18 protein-coding genes, 1 tRNA gene and 1 pseudogene are annotated in these 19,358 nt (G+C 50.6%); 6 read left to right on the plus strand and 14 right to left on the minus strand.

Translation table 11 applies throughout. The annotated features are described in order from the left end of the window. Window positions 1–68 precede the first annotated feature (68 nt). The gene (locus ACHZCX_RS00005; protein WP_319585206.1) at window positions 69–314 is read right to left on the minus strand and encodes a hypothetical protein; all 246 of its coding nucleotides are present in this window, start codon (window positions 312–314) and stop codon (window positions 69–71) included. Between the two features lie 597 nt (window positions 315–911). On the opposite strand from ACHZCX_RS00005, the gene ACHZCX_RS00010 reads away from it, so the two are divergent. From ACHZCX_RS00010 to ACHZCX_RS00025, 4 genes are all read left to right on the plus strand, one after another. Then, the gene (locus ACHZCX_RS00010; RefSeq protein ID WP_319585207.1) at window positions 912–2,141 is read left to right on the plus strand and encodes an ISL3 family transposase; all 1,230 of its coding nucleotides are present in this window, start codon (window positions 912–914) and stop codon (window positions 2,139–2,141) included. Between the two features lie 164 nt (window positions 2,142–2,305). Continuing rightward, on the plus strand, window positions 2,306–2,632 hold the full coding sequence (locus ACHZCX_RS00015) for a transposase (RefSeq protein WP_319585208.1): 327 nt from the start codon (window positions 2,306–2,308) through the stop codon (window positions 2,630–2,632). A gap of 74 nt (window positions 2,633–2,706) precedes the next feature. Further along, entirely contained in the window at window positions 2,707–3,648 is a 942-nt protein-coding gene (locus ACHZCX_RS00020) for an IS3 family transposase (protein ID WP_319585209.1), read from the plus strand. A gap of 54 nt (window positions 3,649–3,702) precedes the next feature. Then, window positions 3,703–4,236, plus strand: coding sequence for a site-specific integrase (locus ACHZCX_RS00025; protein WP_319585210.1), 534 nt, complete (start codon window positions 3,703–3,705; stop codon window positions 4,234–4,236). 135 nt (window positions 4,237–4,371) lie between these two features. Here the strand turns inward: ACHZCX_RS00025 and ACHZCX_RS00030 are convergent. Further along, a protein-coding gene (locus ACHZCX_RS00030; RefSeq protein WP_319585211.1) for an IS3 family transposase occupies window positions 4,372–5,519 on the minus strand; the annotation gives its coding sequence in 2 pieces (ribosomal slippage) (window positions 4,372–5,261 and window positions 5,261–5,519; 1,149 coding nt in all). A 104-nt stretch (window positions 5,520–5,623) separates the two neighbouring features. Between ACHZCX_RS00030 and ACHZCX_RS00035 the strand changes: the two genes are divergently transcribed. Further along, window positions 5,624–6,814 carry an ISL3 family transposase gene (locus ACHZCX_RS00035; protein WP_319586047.1) on the plus strand — a complete coding sequence of 397 codons (1,191 nt, stop codon included), beginning with the start codon at window positions 5,624–5,626 and terminating at the stop codon, window positions 6,812–6,814. Here ACHZCX_RS00035 and ACHZCX_RS00040 read toward each other — a convergent pair. The 10 genes and pseudogenes from ACHZCX_RS00040 to ACHZCX_RS00085 form a co-directional block, all read right to left on the minus strand. Next, window positions 6,799–7,026: pseudogene (locus ACHZCX_RS00040) on the minus strand (DUF4372 domain-containing protein); the annotation flags it as partial. The gene ACHZCX_RS00035 and the pseudogene ACHZCX_RS00040 overlap by 16 nt on opposite strands. 183 nt (window positions 7,027–7,209) lie before the next feature. Next, window positions 7,210–7,560, minus strand: a complete 351-nt coding sequence (locus ACHZCX_RS00045) for a DsrE family protein (protein ID WP_319585212.1) — start codon at window positions 7,558–7,560, stop codon at window positions 7,210–7,212. Then, the gene (locus tag ACHZCX_RS00050; protein WP_319585213.1) at window positions 7,557–9,200 is read right to left on the minus strand and encodes a dipeptide ABC transporter ATP-binding protein; all 1,644 of its coding nucleotides are present in this window, start codon (window positions 9,198–9,200) and stop codon (window positions 7,557–7,559) included. The genes ACHZCX_RS00045 and ACHZCX_RS00050 overlap by 4 nt, the downstream gene beginning before the upstream one ends. A 564-nt stretch (window positions 9,201–9,764) precedes the next feature. Further along, window positions 9,765–9,841: transfer RNA gene (locus tag ACHZCX_RS00055), tRNA-Pro, on the minus strand. 237 nt (window positions 9,842–10,078) lie between these two features. Beyond that, on the minus strand, window positions 10,079–10,351 hold the full coding sequence (locus ACHZCX_RS00060; RefSeq protein WP_319585214.1) for an HU family DNA-binding protein: 273 nt from the start codon (window positions 10,349–10,351) through the stop codon (window positions 10,079–10,081). A 180-nt stretch (window positions 10,352–10,531) separates the two neighbouring features. Then, window positions 10,532–11,335: an ATP-dependent sacrificial sulfur transferase LarE gene (gene larE, locus ACHZCX_RS00065; RefSeq protein WP_319585215.1), complete on the minus strand. Its 804-nt coding sequence runs from the start codon at window positions 11,333–11,335 to the stop codon at window positions 10,532–10,534. Further along, the gene (locus ACHZCX_RS00070) at window positions 11,325–12,491 is read right to left on the minus strand and encodes an HD domain-containing phosphohydrolase (RefSeq protein ID WP_319585216.1); all 1,167 of its coding nucleotides are present in this window, start codon (window positions 12,489–12,491) and stop codon (window positions 11,325–11,327) included. The genes larE and ACHZCX_RS00070 overlap by 11 nt, the downstream gene beginning before the upstream one ends. Before the next feature lie 10 nt (window positions 12,492–12,501). Beyond that, complete coding sequence (locus ACHZCX_RS00075; RefSeq protein WP_319585217.1) at window positions 12,502–13,731, minus strand: response regulator; 1,230 nt, start codon at window positions 13,729–13,731, stop codon at window positions 12,502–12,504. After that, window positions 13,724–16,063 (minus strand): PhnD/SsuA/transferrin family substrate-binding protein, encoded by a 2,340-nt coding sequence (locus tag ACHZCX_RS00080; RefSeq protein WP_319585218.1) that lies wholly within the window; start codon window positions 16,061–16,063, stop codon window positions 13,724–13,726. The genes ACHZCX_RS00075 and ACHZCX_RS00080 overlap by 8 nt, the downstream gene beginning before the upstream one ends. A gap of 524 nt (window positions 16,064–16,587) precedes the next feature. After that, the gene (locus tag ACHZCX_RS00085) at window positions 16,588–17,331 is read right to left on the minus strand and encodes a PilZ domain-containing protein (RefSeq protein WP_319585219.1); all 744 of its coding nucleotides are present in this window, start codon (window positions 17,329–17,331) and stop codon (window positions 16,588–16,590) included. 255 nt (window positions 17,332–17,586) lie between these two features. Here ACHZCX_RS00085 and ACHZCX_RS00090 point away from each other — a divergent pair, with 255 nt between their 5' ends. Then, entirely contained in the window at window positions 17,587–17,826 is a 240-nt protein-coding gene (locus ACHZCX_RS00090) for an ATP-binding protein (protein WP_319586048.1), read from the plus strand. On the opposite strand, the gene ACHZCX_RS00095 is transcribed toward ACHZCX_RS00090, so the two are convergent. After that, on the minus strand, window positions 17,813–18,736 hold the full coding sequence (locus ACHZCX_RS00095) for a stomatin-like protein (protein ID WP_319585220.1): 924 nt from the start codon (window positions 18,734–18,736) through the stop codon (window positions 17,813–17,815). The genes ACHZCX_RS00090 and ACHZCX_RS00095 overlap by 14 nt on opposite strands. 117 nt (window positions 18,737–18,853) lie before the next feature. Then, window positions 18,854–19,318, minus strand: a complete 465-nt coding sequence (locus tag ACHZCX_RS00100) for an NfeD family protein (protein ID WP_319585221.1) — start codon at window positions 19,316–19,318, stop codon at window positions 18,854–18,856. Window positions 19,319–19,358: the final 40 nt, after the last annotated feature.

Below are 19,358 nucleotides of genomic sequence, written 5' to 3' on the forward strand. Positions count from 1 at the left end.
AGAGGTTGTGCGGGCTTATATCCGCGAGCAAGAACAAGAAGACCATCGTGTCGAGCAACTACAACTATTCAGATAGTCGACCACCGAATGGTGGTCAGAGAATCTGTTGAATATACCGCTTTGAGCGGTTCACAATCTTTCAAGCCACCGGCTTTGCCGGTGGTCACTGACTTTTTAGCATTATTGAGCGAGATTGAATGCGTTGCAGCAAACCTCTCTGGCTCATTTTGCCACATTAATGCACCGCAATAATAACAACGGCCATTTTGTTTAAGATATGCATCAGAACGAAGTTTTTGGATTTTTGAAGACATGAGTAAGCTCCTGATAATTGAAATTATTAGAAGCCCGCTCTCTTTTGGGTGGGAGACTACGGGAACCAGTGCGGTTTGCAATCTGGCCGGAAAACGCTCCTTGTCTTGGAAGCGCACTATGGTACCACAGGATAAAGTTATGAGGTCATTGTGTCAATATCAATTTTGTAATTGACTGAAAAATATACGGCGATTCCTAAAATGATGACTTTGCAAGAGGTCTGTGAATATTTCCGAGTTGATAAGCGTGTTCTTCGCCGTTATCCGTTTTGAACGGATTGGAGGGGTACGCCTGGGGCCACGTTCTTGGAGATTTCCACGAAATGAGGTGTTGAAATATGGCGTACAAAAAACCGAACAGAAACAAGGACAAGTCCCCATAGATGGGACAGCGGTTCATCGGGAAAAGAAAGGAGAGAAAGTGTTTCGAAACCAAGAAAGAGGCTCTTCTGTGGGAGGTGGAGGACACAGGGAAGGTGCCAGTATTAAGGTTCCCCGCACGAAACGGTGCGTAAAACAGCTTAACAAATTTAAAAGCATGAGTTCTTTTAGGTAGATAAAGGCCGGCCAGCCAATAATCTATCTACAGAGGAACTCATGCTTGTTGAACAGATAATCAAACAGACGGTTGATTTGCAAGGTTTTCGAGTACATACGGTCACCAAAGACTCCGATGGAATAATCGCTGAAATTCGTCCTGATGCCCGCCACAGGGTGCGATGCGGGTCATGCGGACATCCTGCCGTCTACCGGGATCGGCGAGAGGTGCGATTCTTTCGCCACGTGCCTCTGTGGAATATACCTGTCTGGGTCAAATATGTACCTCGTCGGGTGTCTTGTTCTCGATGTGGAGGCGTCCGCACGGAGAAACTTCCCTGGGTGACGGGCAAGCAACGCTTTACTCTTGCCTACAGTTGCTACCTGGCCAAGTGGGCCGAGATGCTGCCCTGGTACTCTGTCGCCAAACTGTTCAGTTGTGCCTGGGGTACGGTTGCCACAGCAGTCAAAAGCGTAGTGAAATATGGCATGGAGCATCGCGATCTCAGCGGCATTACGCATATTGGTATTGATGAGATTTCGCGGAAAAAAGGTCATGTCTACCTCACCAATGTGTACGATCTCCGCTCAAAAACCTTGATCTGGAGCGGGGTTGAAAGAACCAAAGATACCTTGCGCAGCTTTTTCAACTACCTCGGGCCAGAGCGGACAAACAAACTCCAGGGCATCTGTTGCGATATGTGGAAGCCCTATGTCGAGGTGATCAAGGAATGTGCTCCGCAGGCAACTCTTGTTTTTGATAAATTTCATATCGTTCGCCACCTGATGGAAGCGGTTGATCAAGTCCGGCGAGATGAGATCCGAGAAAAAGGAAAGGAACACAAGGAGCTCATGAAGGACAGCCGGTATATCTGGCTTAAGAATCCTTGGAACCTTACGCCGAAGCAAAGGATCAGACTCAGCAGCCTTGAGCATATGAATCTGAAGATCAACAGGGCCTATCTCCTCAAAGAGCGCTTTCGAGATTTATGGTCCTATAAGACAAAAACCTGGGCCAGGAAGCACTTGAAGCAGTGGTTTTGGTGGGCAACGCATTCTCGCCTGGAACCCTTACGCGAGTTTGCCTGGATGGTCCGACGCCATGAAGAAAACATCCTGACCTGGTTCCACATGCCCATCAGCAACGGCACTGTCGAAGGGCTCAACAATAAAGCCAAAGTCGTCAGCCACAAGGCCTATGGGTTCAGAACAGCTGACCTCTTTATCTGCAACCTCTACCACTGTATGGGCAACTTACCGGCCATACCGCTCATGCACCGTTTCATGTGAGGAACCAGTATTAAAATTGATGACACCCACGGTATTTTTGGGTGAGTGGGCTGTCAAATACCTGGATTTTGTAAAAGAAAAACACTCTCAACGGATATACAATTCAAGAGTATTGTCTTGGTTCAACGGGAATAGGACTTTTGAGCTGTTCATGATAAACCATTATGAACGGAGGAAAGTCCATGCGAAAGAAACGTCACAACTACAGCCCTGAAGAGAAGGTAATCATCCTCAAGCGCCACCTGGTTGGCCGGGAAACGGTATCGGATCTCTGCGATGAATACCAACTGCAGCCGAATACATTCTACGGTTGGCAAAAGCAGTTTTTCGAAAAGGGAGCTGCTGCTTTTGCCCTAGAAAACAAAGACTCCAAGAAGGTACAAGAACAACGAATCCATCAGCTTGAAGATAAATTACGTCGGAAACACGAGGTTCTTTCCGAGTTACTGGAGGAGCATATCCAGTTAAAAAAAGAACTTGGGGAGCTCTGAATGGTAGCTGGGTTCCTCATGATACACGTGATACCGTTGTTGATTTCAGCAAGCATTGGAGCAAGAAAGCTGAAGTGGCCCTGCAAGAGATCATCGCTTGGCTGGCCGTTTCCAGGAGCAAGTTTTATGCATGGATCAAGCGGTACGGCAAGGCCAACGAACATAATGGGCTGATCCCCCGGGATTTCTGGCTTGAACCTTGGGAACGGGCAGCGATCGTCAATTTTGCTGTCAACAATTCCCTTGAGGGGTATCGGCGGTTGACGTTTATGCTACTGGATCAGGACATCGTTGCCGTCAGCCCCAGCAGCACCTGGCGAGTTCTAGGCCAGGCAGGGTTGCTGCAGAAATGGAACCGGAAGAAAAGCCTCAAGGGCACCGGCTTTGTGCAACCGCTCAGGCCCCATGACCATTGGCATGTGGACATTTCTTATATCAACATCTGCGGCACATTTTATTATTTGTGCAGCATTCTCGATGGATGCAGTCGTTTCATTGTCCACTGGGAGATCAGGGAACAGATGACGGAAATGGATGTGGAGATCATCCTGCAACGCGCCAAGGAGCACTTTCCCGAAGCCCGGCCAAGGATCATTTCAGATAACGGGCCACAATTTATTGCCAAGGATTTCAAAGAATTCATCCGTATCTCGGGAATGACGCATGTGCGGACATCGCCATATTATCCGCAGTCCAACGGCAAATTGGAACGGTTCCACGCAACCATCAAGGGGGAATGTATTCGTCCCGGTGTCCCGCTTTCCCTTGACGATGCCCGAAGAATGGTTGAAGGGTTTATCCATCACTACAACAACGTCAGGTTGCACAGCGCCATCGGATATATCGCGCCGATGGACAAATTGAACGGCAGAGAACAGGAAATATTCAAAGAGCGAGACAAAAAACTGGAAAAAGCCCGGGAACTGAGAAAGAAAAAACGACTTCGTGCCTACGGGCCAATCACCCCAAGGGGAGATAATACGGCTCCCCATAACCCCTTAATGCAAACAGCTTGAATGTCCATTTCCAACTGAGGCGGAACAGTATATGCGTTCAAAAAGTTTTTTGAATTGATTTCTAAAGATATCGAATGTGGGCATTTGACACTCTTTGATGCTCAAAAAGCGTTACAGCACCAGGCGAAAACCGGATCGGGAAATTCTGCCAACAAGGATTTGGCTCATTTTCGTACTGCTTGGAAATGGGGTGTTAAATATTTGGATATGCCGGATCGTAATGTTTTTCTCTCGATTGAAAGATTTCCATCTGAAAGATTTGACCGATATGTTCCTCCGCTTGATGATTTTTTGAAGGTTTATAATTCGGTTTCTGACGATCAAGATAAGCTGATGCTGTATTGCTTCTTGCAGACTGGTGCAAGGGCCAACGAGATGTGGCGTCTTACCTGGAACGATGTTGATTTTTCCAATGATCGAATCCGTTTGAGAAGTCGTAAAAACCGTCTTGCTGAATGGAAAAGTGACTGGATAAGCGTCAACAATGACCTTATGCAATGGCTGTTGCGTTACAAGAAGGCAACAAAAGGCGGATTCGGTGATTTTCTTTGGAAGTTTTTTTGCCTCGTCCGCAGAATTTGTGGGTAGCTCTTTGAAAATAAGCCCCAGAACCTGAGCCCCGCCGGAGGTGAAGGTGTGGGGCGCCTGTGAGGTGGTCGGGGTTTGTGAGACATCCTGAGGTGTGAAATAAGCAATGTTGCTTTTATTATACAGTTACAGGCCTCAGGCTGCCTTGCTCAATTGTTCGATTCGTTTTGAATAAGCCTCATTTGGAGTCTGCTTGTCAAGTGACGAATGTTTTCTTTTCTCATTATACCAGCCGAACCAGGAAGTCAGATCCTTGACAAGCTCAGTTCCCGTTTCGTATGACTTCAGGTAGATCCTTTCGTATTTCAGGGTGCGCCAAAGTCGCTCGATAAAGATATTGTCCTTGAATCGTCCTTTGCCGTCCATGCTGATTTTGACGTTCCAGGCCTTGAGGACTGAGGTGAACGCTTCGCTGGTGAATTGGCACCCCTGATCAGTATTGAATATCTCAGGAGCGCCATATTTAAAGAGAGCCTCTTTCAAAGCCTCAACGCAAAATCTGGTGTCCAGAGTGTTGGATAGTCGCCAGGCGAGAACCTTTCTGGTGGCCCAATCCATGATCGCGATCAGGTACATGAAACCCCGAGCCATAGGGATGTAGGTGATGTCAGTCGCCCACACCTGATCGGGCCTGTCAATGGTCACTCCCCGGAGCAGATAGGGATAGACCGGATGCTTCGGCTGTCGCCTGCTGGTGCCCGGCTTGGGAGCTAAAGACTCGATGCCCATGACCCGCATTAAGCGACGGACACGACCTCTTCCCACCACGAGTTCGGGAGTTGTGAGGTGATCAGCAAAGGAACGGCTCCCCATCCAGGGGTGCTCAATATAGAGTTTGTCTATCCGGGCCATCAGTTCCAAATCACCAACACGTAGACCGAAGCCAAGGCCGCGGTAATAGTTGGAACGAGGCAGTCCGAAAAGCTGGCAGCAACGCTGAACAGAAACTTCAGGATGTCCCATAGCGATCACCTGTTGTTTCTGCGCCCGGCCAAGTTCAGACCGGGCAGATTGGCTAAAAAATCGTTCTCAACCTTGAGCTTGCCGATCTGACGGTGGAGCTCGGCCACTTCGGCCTCATGGTTGACTTCTTTCTTCTTGCCCTTGCCAAAAAGCTCAGAAGCGTTCTTGGTCAGATCCTGCTTCCAGCGGGTGATCTGGGTCGGGTGAACCCGGTACTCAGTAGCCAGTTCAGCCAGAGTCTTGGACTCCGACAGTGCGGCCAGGGCTACTGTGGCCTTAAATTCTGCGCTGTGACGTGGACGATGAGGTGGGTTTGACATTGAACTTCTCCTTGCAAAATAGGTTGGTTCATTGCTTATACACCTGTCTCAATAATCGGCACCTCTTCACCTGTAGTTGGCGCGACTCCGGGCCACCGGCATTGGTGATAACGTTGCGGCCCCAAGCCGGCAGCAAGCCAATCTGCTCCAAGTGCGGTGAGAGGCGACCAGGGTACGACACCTTACGTGTCAGGACTTTTGCTTTTGTCCCATTATGGGCCATACCGGTTTTTTTTCTCTACGCTCCACGGCGGGTGCAGTGTCCAACCTGTGGCGTCAAAGTCGAAAAGTTGCCGTGGGCTGTGGGAAAAAGCCATCTTACAATCTCTTACGCCTGGTTTCTGGCCACTTGGTGCAAGCGATTGAGCTGGAAGGAAGTGGCCGAAGTCTTTAAAACCAGTTGGGACACTGTCTTCAGGTCGGTGGAAATGGCGGTCAACTGGGGCCTCGCACATCGTCAAATCAATGGGGTCACAGCCATTGGCATCGACGAGATCTGTTGGCGCAAACGCAAAGACAAGTTTGTCACCCTGGTGTATCAGCTTGACCAGGGGAAAAGACGCCTGCTTTGGATTGGCCCCGACCGTACATCCAAAACTTTCAGGGAATTTTTCGACTGGCTCGGCACGGCAAGGTCTCGGCAATTGCGGTTTATTTGTAGTGACATGTGGAAACCCTATCTGGCCGTTATTGCAGAAAAGGCAGCGGGTGCCGTCAATATCCTCGACCGGTTTCATATCATGAGTCACATGAGCAAGGCAATCGACGAGGTCAGGGCCAATGAGACCAAGGAACTGAAGAAAAACGGGAAAGAACCTCACCTGACAAAAAGCCGTTGGTGTCTATTAAAACGACCCGAAAACCTGACTGGGAAACAAATAGACCGGCTCAAGGATCTGCTCGCATGCAACCTCAGAACCGTCCGCGCCTACTTGCTCAAAGAGGATTTTCAGCGGTTCTGGGGCTACAGTTCTCCGGCTTGGGCTGGCAAGTTCCTTGATGCCTGGTGCACAAGAACCATGCGATCCAAAATCAAACCGATGAAGAAGGTCGCCAAAATGTTGAGAGCTCACCGTTCCCTCCTGCTCAACTGGTTTCGTGCAAAAAAAAATGCGATTGCCTTGGGCTGCGTGGAGGGTTTTAATAACAAGGCCAAGGTGGTCACGAAACGATCCTATGGATTTCGCACATACGACGGGCTAAAAATAGCTTTATATCATGGACTTGGTGATCTGCCGATTCCCAAGGCTACCCACAGATTCTGCGGAGGAACCGTTTTTTTCATGCCGAGGTGATAGAGACGTTGACCTTGCGCCTTCAGGTTATCGGTGATGTCCCGGAGACTTCTTCTGCCGGACATCTGCCCGATCAGCAGAGCCAGGAACTGACTCCACCGGTTGTAAGAGCGGAACTTCTGTCCTGCATGATGTACTTTGGCAAGAGCATCGAATTCATATCTCGGTACAAGTGCAATCAGTTGCTTCAGCGCGGTATCGCTATGGGCCATGGCTCGGATCTCATTGGTTTGTATGATCTTTTTCGCAAAATCATTATACCCCAAAGAGCTCTCTGAGCCTCTTTTTATTGATCATTTATGAGACAGCAGTGATCAAAAGTACATCAACTAAGGCGAGAACAAGGAGGTACAGCTATTTAACTCACTGCAAAAAGGTCACAATAAAAAACGTCTTCAAGGTTTGATGTAGGCGTAGCCATCCTGCTGCAGTTCGATCAGCGTCACCACCCCGGCCGGGACGATTTCGCAGCCTTCGATCAGATTGTCCGGGTCAACACTGAAGCGGTTGAGAGCATTGCGGCAGACCTTGAAGCTCACTCTGGCCTGCTGCAGCTGCCAGATCTCCTCGCGATACGGCGCACACTGCTCGGTTTGCAACAGGGTGACGGCCGGGCCGTTGAACAGGAGCACCAGGTCGGAATGCTTCTCCGGGATGGCGCGGAGCAGGTTGCCGACATTGGCCAAGGCGAGGCTGAAGGGTTTGACCTCGTCCAGATCGACGTGAAAGACGGCGCGATAGATCATGTGGGTTTCTCCATGCGTTCGGTGACGTGAAAAGCGGCATCAAACAACCGCTGGGTGTATTCCTGCTGCGGATCGGCGAAGATGGCGGCCGCCGGTCCGCTTTCGACGATGCGGCCATGGCGCATGACCGCCAACTGATCGGCCAGCGAGCGCACGGTCCGCAGGTCGTGGGTAATAAAAATGTAGGTCAACTTGTAGCGATCCTGCAGATCCTTCAACAATTCAAGGATCTGCTTCTGGATGGTCATATCCAGAGCACTGGTGGGTTCGTCGAGGATCAGCAGTTTAGGACGCAGGATGACAGCCCGGGCAATGGCAATGCGCTGGCGCTGGCCGCCGGAAAATTCGTGGGGAAAACGGCCGGCCAGGGCTGGATCAAGTTCGACGTCACACAGGGCCTGTTCCACCAAGGTTTGACGTTCTTCCTTGGTGCCGCCGAGGCCGTGCACCTGCAAACCCTCGGTGATGATCTGTTCGATGGTCATCCGTGGCGAGAGCGAGGAAAAGGGGTCCTGGAAGACGACCTGCAGTTCCTTGCGCAAGGAGCGGAACTGGCTGTTGGACAGATCAGAGAGGCAGTGGCTGGTGCCGGCGTCGGGGAAATAAAACACCTTGCCGTCGCAGCGGGTCAGGCCGAGCAGGCAGAGGGCCAGGGTCGACTTGCCCGAACCGGATTCGCCCACCAAGCCCAGCGTGGTGCCCTGGTTGAGGCTGAGGCTGACCCCGTCGACTGCTTTGATTACGGATTTGGTGCGCTTGAAAAAACCGCTCCACTTGGATTGCATGGTAAAGGCACAGGATATTTCCTTGAGCTCGATCAACTTCGGTCCACCGGGGCGGGTCGTCTGGACACCCTGGGGCACGGAGGCGAGCAGGTGGCGGGTGTAGTCTTCCCGAGGGTGGGTGAAGATATCGGTCACTGTCCCTTGTTCAACGATCCGGCCACCATGCATGATCGAAACCGTGCCGGCGATTTTGCGTACCATGGGCAGGTCGTGGGTGATGAGCAGCACCGACATGCCGTATTCGGCTTGAATATCACGGATGAGATGGAGGATCTGGTCCTGGATGGTGACATCAAGCGCTGTGGTCGGCTCGTCGGCGATCAGGAGTTTCGGCCTGCAGGCCAGGGCCATGGCGATGATCACCCGCTGGCGCTGGCCGCCGGACAACTGGTGTGGATAGCAGTTGATGCGGTACTCCGGGTTGTCTATACCGGTGCGTTCCAACAGTTGCAGGGCCCGCTCGTGGGCCTGGGCCTTATTTAGGGATTGGTGGAGCAGCAGCGGTTCCATTAACTGGTTGCCGATGGTGTAGACCGGGTTGAGCGAGGTCATCGGCTCCTGGAAGATCATGGCGATGCGGTTGCCGCGAATGGCCCGGATATCCTGTTTATTGAGGCCGGTCAGCTCCCGATCCTCGAAAACGATGGCACCGCTGCTCACCACCTGGTTGGTTTCCTCCAGCAGGCGGAGAATGGAGAGGGCGGTGACCGATTTGCCGGAACCCGATTCGCCGACCAGGGCATGAGTTTCGCCTTCCTCGATTCGCAGGTTGATGGTGTCCAGGACCGGGGACCGGTTGCCCTCGGCGTCAAAAAAGGTGAGGGAAAAGTTGTCGATGGTCAGTAAGGGGGCCATGGTTGTTCCGTCAAAAAAGTTGGGTAATGGCGGTACTCTACCCGAGGGGCGGCAGCAGGGCAACAGGAAGATGGCAGAGGCAATGGCGGTCGCTCTGCCTGGGCAAGAAGAGTAACATATTGAAAAAAAGAGAAAAGTTGGTGTGCATCCAGGAGGTGTGGTAGCCGAAGGCCTGTTTCCCGCCCGGTTGACGAGAACGAAAAACAGCTTTTCCATCTTCTTGCACTGCAAACTGCCCAGATTGCAACAGTCCGGATACTTTCACCTTTTGCTTTTTTCGCCCCCTTCAGGGGACAGCCCTGTTTTGGTGGGACCGGGATCGGTCTGGACTGGCTGGGCGGCGAGGGGCTGAACAACTCGGCTACAACTGTTGGATGAGTGCTGAGTTTTGAGGCGTTGGGATATCTGGCACCTGAAGTGAAGGAGAACGTGCCGAATCGATTTTGAGTGATAAAAACGGGAGAAGCGCGAGAATAGATGTATCAACGGTGTGTGATACATCTAATCTCGCGCTTCATTTATGGCAAAATATCCAATTGAATTTATAGGGTATTTTATGTGTATTGGTCGGGAAGAGAGGATTTGAACCTCCGACCCCAGCGTCCCGAACGCTGTGCTCTACCAGGCTGAGCCACTTCCCGAACCGTATAACGAATTTAAAAACATCGAGTACCAAGAAATGCGGCTACCATTTAGCACGGTTTTGCTTTTGTGTCTACCCCTTTTCCATACACTTCACAAAACGCTGCCGGACTAGCCGTGCAAGTCGAGCCTGTGTCCGCGATCGATTTTCAGGCTTGCTTTCGATGGGGCATGTCTACAAACAAAAACAGCTGGCCATTGGCCAGCTGTCCTCTCACCGGTGACGAAAGGTCGTTTTAGTTGACAGCGTCCGACAACTTGCTGCCCGGTTTGAACTTGGCGATCGTCTTGGCGGGGATTTCGATCAGAGCGCCGGTACGCGGATTTTTCGCCTTGCGTGCAGTGCGCTTGACAGTAGAAAATGTTCCGAAACCTATCAGGGTTACCTTGTCTCCTTTGGCCATTGCATCAGATACAGCCATAAGCATGCCGTTCAACGCCTTTTCAGCCGCGGCCTTGCTGATGTCTGCCGCCTCCGCCATGGATTCAACCAGTTCTTTTTTGTTCATTCTTCCCTCCCAGAGTTTTTAGCAGTGCCCAACAGCCAAGCGTTCACGCCCGACGCGGCATTTGTTAACAACGTCGAAACTAAAATAAAAAAAGAAATCTTTGTCAAAGGAAAAAAAAATGCTCATTCACTAGAAAGCCCAGTTGCACAAGCACTTTGTCGCTTATTGCGACTAGGCCGCCTACACTCTGCCCTCAAGATTCAATAGCACCTTTTTTACACCACGATCATTGAAAAATTGTAGTATTTCCAACCTTGTATCCGAGTTGGCGACAATATCGAAATTCTTTGTCGAGATTTCAAGACACACAACATCTTGATGAGAGCTGCTCAAACGAACCCGGCAACCAGGTAGGCCAAGCCGCCTTAATCCTTTTTCAAAAATTTCAATTCGCCGCAGTCGCTGACTGGTAATTTCCATCCCGACAGGGATTCGCGTTGCTAAACAAGAAGCAGACGGGCGATCCCAAGTGGTAAGACCAAGCTGTCGACTGAGACTGCGGACATCGATTTTATCAAACCCTGCTTCCACCAACGGCATCGTTACGCCTAATTCACGAATGGCACGGAGACCAGGTCGGTGGCCTTTGAGATCATCGGTGTTCGTGCCATCAATCAGGCAAGAAAATCCTCTGGTTTCCATGCGTTTACGGAATGTGGAATAAATCAAATGTTTACAGAGATAACAGCGGTCTTCTCCATTCATGACAAATTCTTTCCAATCAAGGGGGTGCAGCTGGACAAACTCTATTTCTACCCCCTGCGGATATCCATTTACCACCAGCCAGTTTTTCGCCAGCCAAATGTCTTCCTGTGCCAGCAACTCGGATCGGGCAAAAAGCACCAGCACATTACCTATGCCCAAAGTTTCGAGAGCACACTTCAACAAGAGCGAGCTGTCAACACCGCCGGAGAAGGCGAGGGCCACGCGACCACAGGACCGCAGTAAGGATTCAAGCTGTTCCACCTTGGCTTCAAGCTGCATTAGGAATTTCCTCGGCCTGCCCGACCATCACCCCAATCGGCTCCACCACACCGACTTGTTGGGAAAAATTTTTCAATCCTTGCAGTAGGGGTAAGGTTATGGTTTGACCTTTGGGAATGATCAGCACTCCATTTTTTGCCATCACATCTTTGGTGGCGACCATGCCAAGGCTGATCTGATTAACCAGCAAGCTGAGTTCCTGTTGTTCCCGCCTCTCTATTTTAAGACCAGAAATCGCCTCCAACATCTCATTATTATACACTTTTTTCTGATCTCGCATCAATTCGATCGCCGCTTGCCTCCCCATTCCACGAAACATGAGCCTGTCAAAATCGAGTGCCGCTTTCAGAACTTGACCGCCAACAAGGATTTCCTCAAATTCAGAACTGGCTATTTCATCAGTGTATTCATCAAATGGCTTGAGTTGCAGGCGAATCATTTTGGTCACATTCTCCAGGCGGGGTATTTTTTCCAACAGGGAAGCCCCTATCACCGGATGATTTTCATACATCTCTTTTTCTTCGGCGGTTAACTCCAGGCCGTTATAAATTTTATTCAATATATCGCCGGGAAGGGTGACACATCCTATCTGTGACATCATCGCGGCAATTTCGTATTGCCACAGATTAGGAAGGTTCAACACTTTCGCGATATTAACGACATAATCCTTGCATCGCAACCCCGCACTGAACGCCAAGGGATTGGCCACGGCCAGTAATTCCGAGAGAACCGTGACGCTGCCCATCAGTGTCTTTTGGAGCAACTCCTTTTCGGCGATGATGAGGCGATGTTGCCTCAAGGCAAGAGCAAGTGACGTGATAAACGTCGCCTGCGGGCAGGGTTTGGTGAGAAAACGAAAAATCTGCCCGTCATTGACGGCCTCCATGGCGGTTTCCTGGTCAGCGTTGCCGGTGAGCATCAAGCGAACCGTTTCCGGATAACTATCCTTGACTTTGCTTAACAACTCAACACCATTCATGCCGGGCATCCGCATGTCGGAAACGATGACGCTAAACGGCCCCTCCTCCTTGAGTATCCGTAAGGCTTCGTCGCCACTGCCGGCTGTCTGCAGGGTAAAACGATTGCGCAGTTGTCGTTGTATCGATTGAAGGATATTGGGTTCGTCATCGACAAAAAGGATCTTTTCCGTCGTCATATTCGAGACCTCATGATCGCATTTCACGGCAGATGTCAAGCCATTGCCCAAACTTTTCCCATAAACCGGCTTGTTCGAGATACACCTGATTGAGGACAGGTGGTGCGCCGACACTGCTCTTCGGATTGAGTTGATAGTAGATCACATCTGCCGCGTGAATGGCAACCGCCGGCGAAAAAGATGGCTCAGGATAGGCGTCAAGATGATGATGAAAAGCGATGGATTCCACCACTCCGCCGGGTAAACCCCATAACCCCATCAAGTAGCTCCCCACATTGCCATGATTGGCATTGAAGACCACCTGCTCGGCTTGACAGAGGGAAAGGCCTTGCTCAAGCGCCATGGCAACAGCACGTAAATAGTCGTCCTGCAGTGATGAGAATAAGAGCAATTTGCCCACGTCATGCATCATACCGGCAATGAACACTGTATCGACGAGTTGCTTGTTATCGGTTTCCATTGAGGCGATTTTTTTAGCAAAGGCTGCGGTCGTCACGCTATGGTCCCATAAGGCGCCTACTGAAAAGACCGCGGATGGTGTGGTTTTGAATTCCGAAAAAACACCCACCCCAAGAACGAGCGCCTTGACCGTGTCCAGCCCCAGCAAATTGACGGCATGAAGGATGCTATCCACGTTTTTGTACAAACCGAAGAAAGCGGAATTCACCAGCTGCAGGACCTTGGCGCTCATCGCCATATCCTTCTCAAGGATTGCCGCGACATCCCCGATTGCACACTCGGGGTTCATGAGTTTTTTTTGTAACTCAGCGTACACAGAGGGGAGGCTGGGAAGTTTCCCCAGGCTGGAGACCAGACTTTTCAATTGATCATTTTTCATTAAATCCTGCAGCGCACACGCTCTTGACAAGACAGCCTTGAGGGAATCAGGATCGACCGGTTTTGCCAGAAACTGATGGACAACGCCCACAGTCCTGAGAATTGCTTCTTCATCGGCGTGTCCGGTAAGCATGATACGAATAACGTGCGGATATTTCTCCTGCACGGCGGTCAGAAGCGACGCCCCATCCATACGCGGCATCCGCATGTCGGAGATGATCACGTCGATATGCTGACTGGCGAGTATATCTAAGGCCTCTTGGCCGTTCTCGGCGAAATGGAAGTCCATTTCTTGCCGCATGACCCGGAGCATTCTCTTGAGACCGGAAAGGATATTGGGTTCATCATCGACAAACAGAGCCGTTGTTTTCAAATGTCTCACTCCTTTAAGGTTTCTATGCATTGGGGCTTTCGCTCAGAGGCAGCCGAATGATAAAGGTGGTTCCCTCGCCCTCGGTCGAGACAAACTCGATCGTTCCACCGTGCTTGTTCACGATAATATCATGGCAAATGGTTAGGCCTTGTCCCGTTCCTCGCCCGACCTCCTTGGTGGTGAAAAAGGGATCAAAGATTTTGGTGCCAATGGCTTCAGGAATGCCGCCGCCGGTATCAGTCAGGGTGATCTCAATGGAATCATCAACTCGTCGTGACTCAATGGTTATTTTTCCTTTCACTCCATCCAGGCCTGCGCCGGTTTTATCTTTGATTGCATGGACAGCGTTGACAAGAAGATTGAGCATAACTTGCCCCATCTCATTGGGTAAACACGAAAAGAGCGGTAGGGTACGGTCGAGCTTCCGGTAGATATCAGCCACATATTTCCACTCATTGCTGGCGACCGTTATGGTGGTGTCAATGAGTTTATTGAGGTCTGTCGCCTGTTTTTCCTTGCATCCGGGATGGCTAAATTCCTTCATGGCGAGGACAATCGAACTGATCTTGGAGATGCCTTCCTTGGTTTGTTCAATGGCACGCGGTATTTCTTCTGCAAAATAGTCCCAGTCGGTTTGATTTTTCAGCTCATTGATCGTGTTTGCCAGTAATTCCGGCGATGCAGACACTTCTGGCAAGCTCAGGAGTTGATCGTATTTTTTTATGAGCGCATCAATTCCGGTAAAGGCTTCGTCTAGGAAATCGATATTGCTGCCAAGGTATTGCGCGGGTGTGTTGATCTCATGGGCAATACCTGCCGCCAACTGCCCAATGGAAGCCATTTTCTGCTCGCTGTTAAGCCGGGTCAGTAATTGCTCCCGCTCCTTTCGCTCCTCCATTCTCCGGGTGATGTCACGGACAATGGCCACGAACCTGCTTTTCTTGCCTTCCGGGGTGATATGCTGCAGAAACACCTCCACAGGCAAAAACGATCCATCTTTGCGTCTGTGTCGTGTTGTAAAGGTGAGTGTATCCTTGTTGGAAGCGTGCAAGGGAGAAAGCATCTCCTTGAATTGCGGCTCCGTCAAATCCGGCTTGATTGCCAGAGGCGTGAGCTGTTTCATTTCTGCCAACGTATACCCGATCTGATCCAGACCGCCTTGGTTGACATAGAAAAACAACAATGTATCTGGATCATACATAAAAACGGAATCTTGCACCTGGTCCAGCGTGATCTTGAACTCGTTGAGATCGGCCAGTGTTTTCTCTCGCTCCTGGTGCTCATGTCTTAGCTTGAGGGTGATTGCCGACAACCTTCTGTTCAGCAGAAAGACATGCATCATTGCCCCCAGGATGAGCACGAACAGACCCGTGCCGCCATAGACCCAATACCGGTACTGGTGGTACAACTGCCCTATGGTCACCGGTGGAGTATGGAGGAGATGCCGGTACGGCCCGGTTTTCAACTCCTGCAGACATTGATGCACCGGATAATAATCAAGGGGAATAGTCCAGCCTTGTATTCGTGCCGCGCGCGCCGCCGGGCTCGACGGGTCGATCTGCAGAAAGGCAAACATAACTCGCGCCGCCAGGTCATTATTCACATGATACACTTTTGCTAAAGCCCAGTGGGGATACAGTTCGGTCGTGCGGGCATAGGGGAAGGTGTCTTCCGTCTCTTTCTGGCCAATGATCGAATAGGCAGCAGCTGCAATCCTCCCGTCGTCTACCATTTCCTCAAGTGTGCCCGTACGGACCACTCCGGCATCAAATTTTCCCTGCAAAACTGCGGTAACAACACTTTGGCGCTGACCTAAAAATTCCAGCGCTGCAAAATCCTTAAAGGGATCAATTCCCGATTGCTTTAAAAGAAGCCAGGCTATTTGCCAGCCGCCAAAGGAGGCCTGATCAGACGCAGCAACGCGTTTCCCTTTGAGGTCAGCTACTGTTTTAATGTCATTCCGGCCGGACTTTGAGAAAATCACGCCCCCATATTGGCTGACAGAGGTTGGATCGCCAAGATCCTTGAGGGTGGCGATGCGAGATGCGCCGAAAATATATTCGAGATTGACATAGACAGCGGGATTGGTGACGGTGAAGTCAACTCGCCCCTCGAAAACTGCTTTTTCGATCTCATTATGCTCAAGGCACACCACACTGACGCCAAACTGGGGGAGGGCTTTTTGCAGATACTCACCGGTGGCGCGCCACCTATCAAAACACTGCTCCTTTCCGTCTATGGCGAGAATGCCGATATGGATGGTTGCAGGGTCATTGACCGTTGCCTGAAGCGTGGGAGTAAAAAGTAGGAATGCGCACAATGTCACAAGAAGACGGTGCAATAGAAGTGCATTGGTGGTCACAGCATTTCTCTTGGCAGGGAGATAATGAAAGTCTCGCTCTCGGAATGGCTCAAAAAATTCTCGACCGTCATGTCTAAGGGTGTGACAGCATGGGCAATCGGTAAGCCTTGACTGGTTCTGTAGTCTATCTTTTTGATGGTGAGAAAAGGGACATCAGCGGATTGAGTTGTTCATATTCTTGATTATCGCATGCAATTTGTTGAATGCAAGCAACTTTTCCGCCTTGTTTTCACTCCTCAATTCGGTCAACGCCTCACCGGAGCGAGCACAACCCCGGTAGTAGCGCCAAGACGTTTGCCGGCAGCTCTCAGCATTGATAACACTGAGTTATCTGATTATCGCGCTCCACTCTGAGCATGCAAAGGAACTGTCACTCTGCGACAAGTGCATTGGAGGGAACGGTAAGGCAGGAATCAATCGAGATAAAAGCGGGAGTGAAAAAGAAAGGCTCCTCACACAAATCTGTGCATGAGAGGAGAGGCGGCAAGTAGCCCATGCAGTGGTAGAGGTTGCATATATAGAGGTCAGTCGTTCGGAATCCGTGGGGACGAGATGGGTTCCTGAGCCATATCACGCCGGACTTCGCTGACAAGACATTGATACAATTCTTCTTTCCGATCTTGTTCTAACTCTGGGAACTCAACAGCGAACCGGTCCTCTGATAGCGAGACGACCTTAGCTTTCATGGCAAGGGATGACACCTCATGCTGTTCACGATATAGAGATATGGTCATGGACAATTCCTGATCAATGGCCAACGCTGTCGTTGCTCCCTGCACGGTACACCCGTTTGTCGAAATATCAACGAGCTGTCCTTTCTCGTTCTCCGAGGCTATCGAGTATTCGACATCGCGTCGATTGATCTGGAAACAGAGATCTTCCGGTTCAACTGGAACAAGAAGTGCCTTCTCGGCCTCTTGGAGAGTGGCCGCATACATCGGTTTATAGCTTTGAAATTTTGTTGCTATGGCAAGAAGCTGCTTGAACACGATGTTCGTGCCACCCACAATCCGAACGACTCTGCCCACCTTATTCACAACCAGATAATCCATGATCCTCTTAAAGATGGCGAGGCCGCTCAAGTGGCCGATGGTGCAGCGTGAAAGATCGGTAATCACGTCGAATCCAGGTTTCAGATCCGCGACGCAAAACCGGATATCAGTATACACTTTTTTCAGTTCAGTTTGAGTTGCGGTCGAGGCGATGGTGATACAAAGCCTATTTTTTTTCAGATCAGCCGTCACCTTGGATTGCAGTTTTTCGGCCATCGAATGGTACTCTTTTGAATTTAAACAGAAAAACTAAGCCTCCTCTTTATCCAATTATTGTATAGGGAATGTACTCTTCCCTCCAAGCAAATTCATCTTTTTTCTCCGCACCCCCTTCGTGCCAACCGAGGTCCTGAGCATGGAAGATCTTTGCCTGCTACTTCCGCTCGCCTGCTGAACATTCCTTATTAACCTGCCATGAAACCCACGCACCGCCTGCCGTATGCCCGACAGTAATAACAAGATAAGATCGGGATCAGTGACAGCGGCGGTGGTATGCCGGAAGCTATTGGGCATCGCATATTCGACCCGTTCTTTACCACCAAGAAGGTTGGTAAAGGGACCGGCCAGGGACTGGCCATCGCCCGCATCGTGGTAGTGGATAAGCACCAAGGTGCAATCCGTTTTGAATCAGTGGCTGGCCGGGGAACAACCTTTATTATCAAACTGCCGAATATCGAAGCAGCATCCACTTGCAGTTTTAGCTCACCTTGACTTCCTTTACCGTGGACATCGCTGTGGCGATAATGCCAGCGACGTCCGCTACATTGCTGGGCATAATGATCGTATTGTTTGTCTTGGCCAAGTTGCCGAATTGGGTGATGTACTGTTCGGCCAATCGCATGTTGAGCGCCTCAATACCGCCTTCTTCCTTGATGGTCGCGGCAACTTTATTGATACCCTCGGCCGTGGCTGTGGCGATGTACTCAATCCGTTTTGCATCCGCCTCGGCGATCAGCATGACCTGCGCCGCCTTACCGGAAGCCTCATTGATTTGCTTCTGCTTCTCGCCTTCGGACTGGTTGATCATGCTCTGCCGCAACCCTTCGGACGTGGCAATATCAGCCCGTTTCTGACGTTCAGCGGTCATTTGGGCCTCCATGGCCTGTTTCACCGATACTGGGGGCGTGATATCCTTGATCTCATAGCGAAGCACCTTGACTCCCCATGACATTGCCGCTTGGTCGATGGCATCGATCACCTCGGTGTTGATTTTGTCCCGCTCCTCAAAGGTTTTATCAAGATCGATTTTGCCGATGGCAGAGCGCAGGGTCGTCTGGGCGAGTTGCGTGGCAGCGCGGAGGTAATCGTCAATGCCGTAGGCAGCCTTGTGCGCGTCCTGGATTTCCAAATAAATAATGCCGTCCACCTCCACGCTCACATTGTCTTTGGTGATACAGATTTGTGCGGGGATATCAACGACCTGTTCTTTGAGACTGAAGACGTACGCGGCCCGATCAACAAAAGGGATAAGAATGTGGAAACCTGCTTCGAGTGTGCGGTCAAACTTGCCGAGACGCTCGATGATAAAGGCGCTCTTTTGAGGGACGATGACCGCACCTTTTACAAGCGTGATGATGACCAGGATCGCGACGGCGATAAGAGCAATGAGTGTTGGGGTCATAATGACGAATTCTCCTATGATTGTTCAAGATCTGGAAAGTAATGAAACATGACGGCTGTCCGAAAGAAGCACGGCCTTAAATAAGTAAGATGAAAAAAATGGCGGCAAATTTATTATTTAAAGATGATGGGCAATTCTGAGTTTAAGGCAAGACCTGTTGGCTTTGTCGACTCCAACGATTTCGGCTTCGGACCCAGCGGGGATACGCTCCTCCGAAATGGCGGTCCACATGGTGCCACGGTATCGCACCCGTGCTTCCTGCCCAGGTTCGATATCTTGATCTATTTTGATCCGTGTGCCGACGGACACGTTGCCAGTCTCATTGTTTTCTGAAACCTCGCTTCGGCCGACAAAGATGCGCATGGCTATTTTACGAAGAGTAACAAGCGAGGTCAAAGAGACGATTAAGAAGGCGATAAGCTGGGCGGTATAAGCATCCGGAGCGATGGCAGCCACAACCGCGGCACCCAAACAGCCCAACCCGAAAAAGATGATCACAAAGCCGGGAACGGCCAGTTCGGCGAGCATGATGGCGATGCCGGTTAAAAACCAGATCAGCCACGGGGAAAAATTGATGATCATGTGTTTGCTCCTTTCCATAACTGTGTTGGGTTACACGCAT

The organism is uncultured Desulfobulbus sp., assembly GCF_963662935.2.
GTDB lineage: Bacteria > Desulfobacterota > Desulfobulbia > Desulfobulbales > Desulfobulbaceae > Desulfobulbus.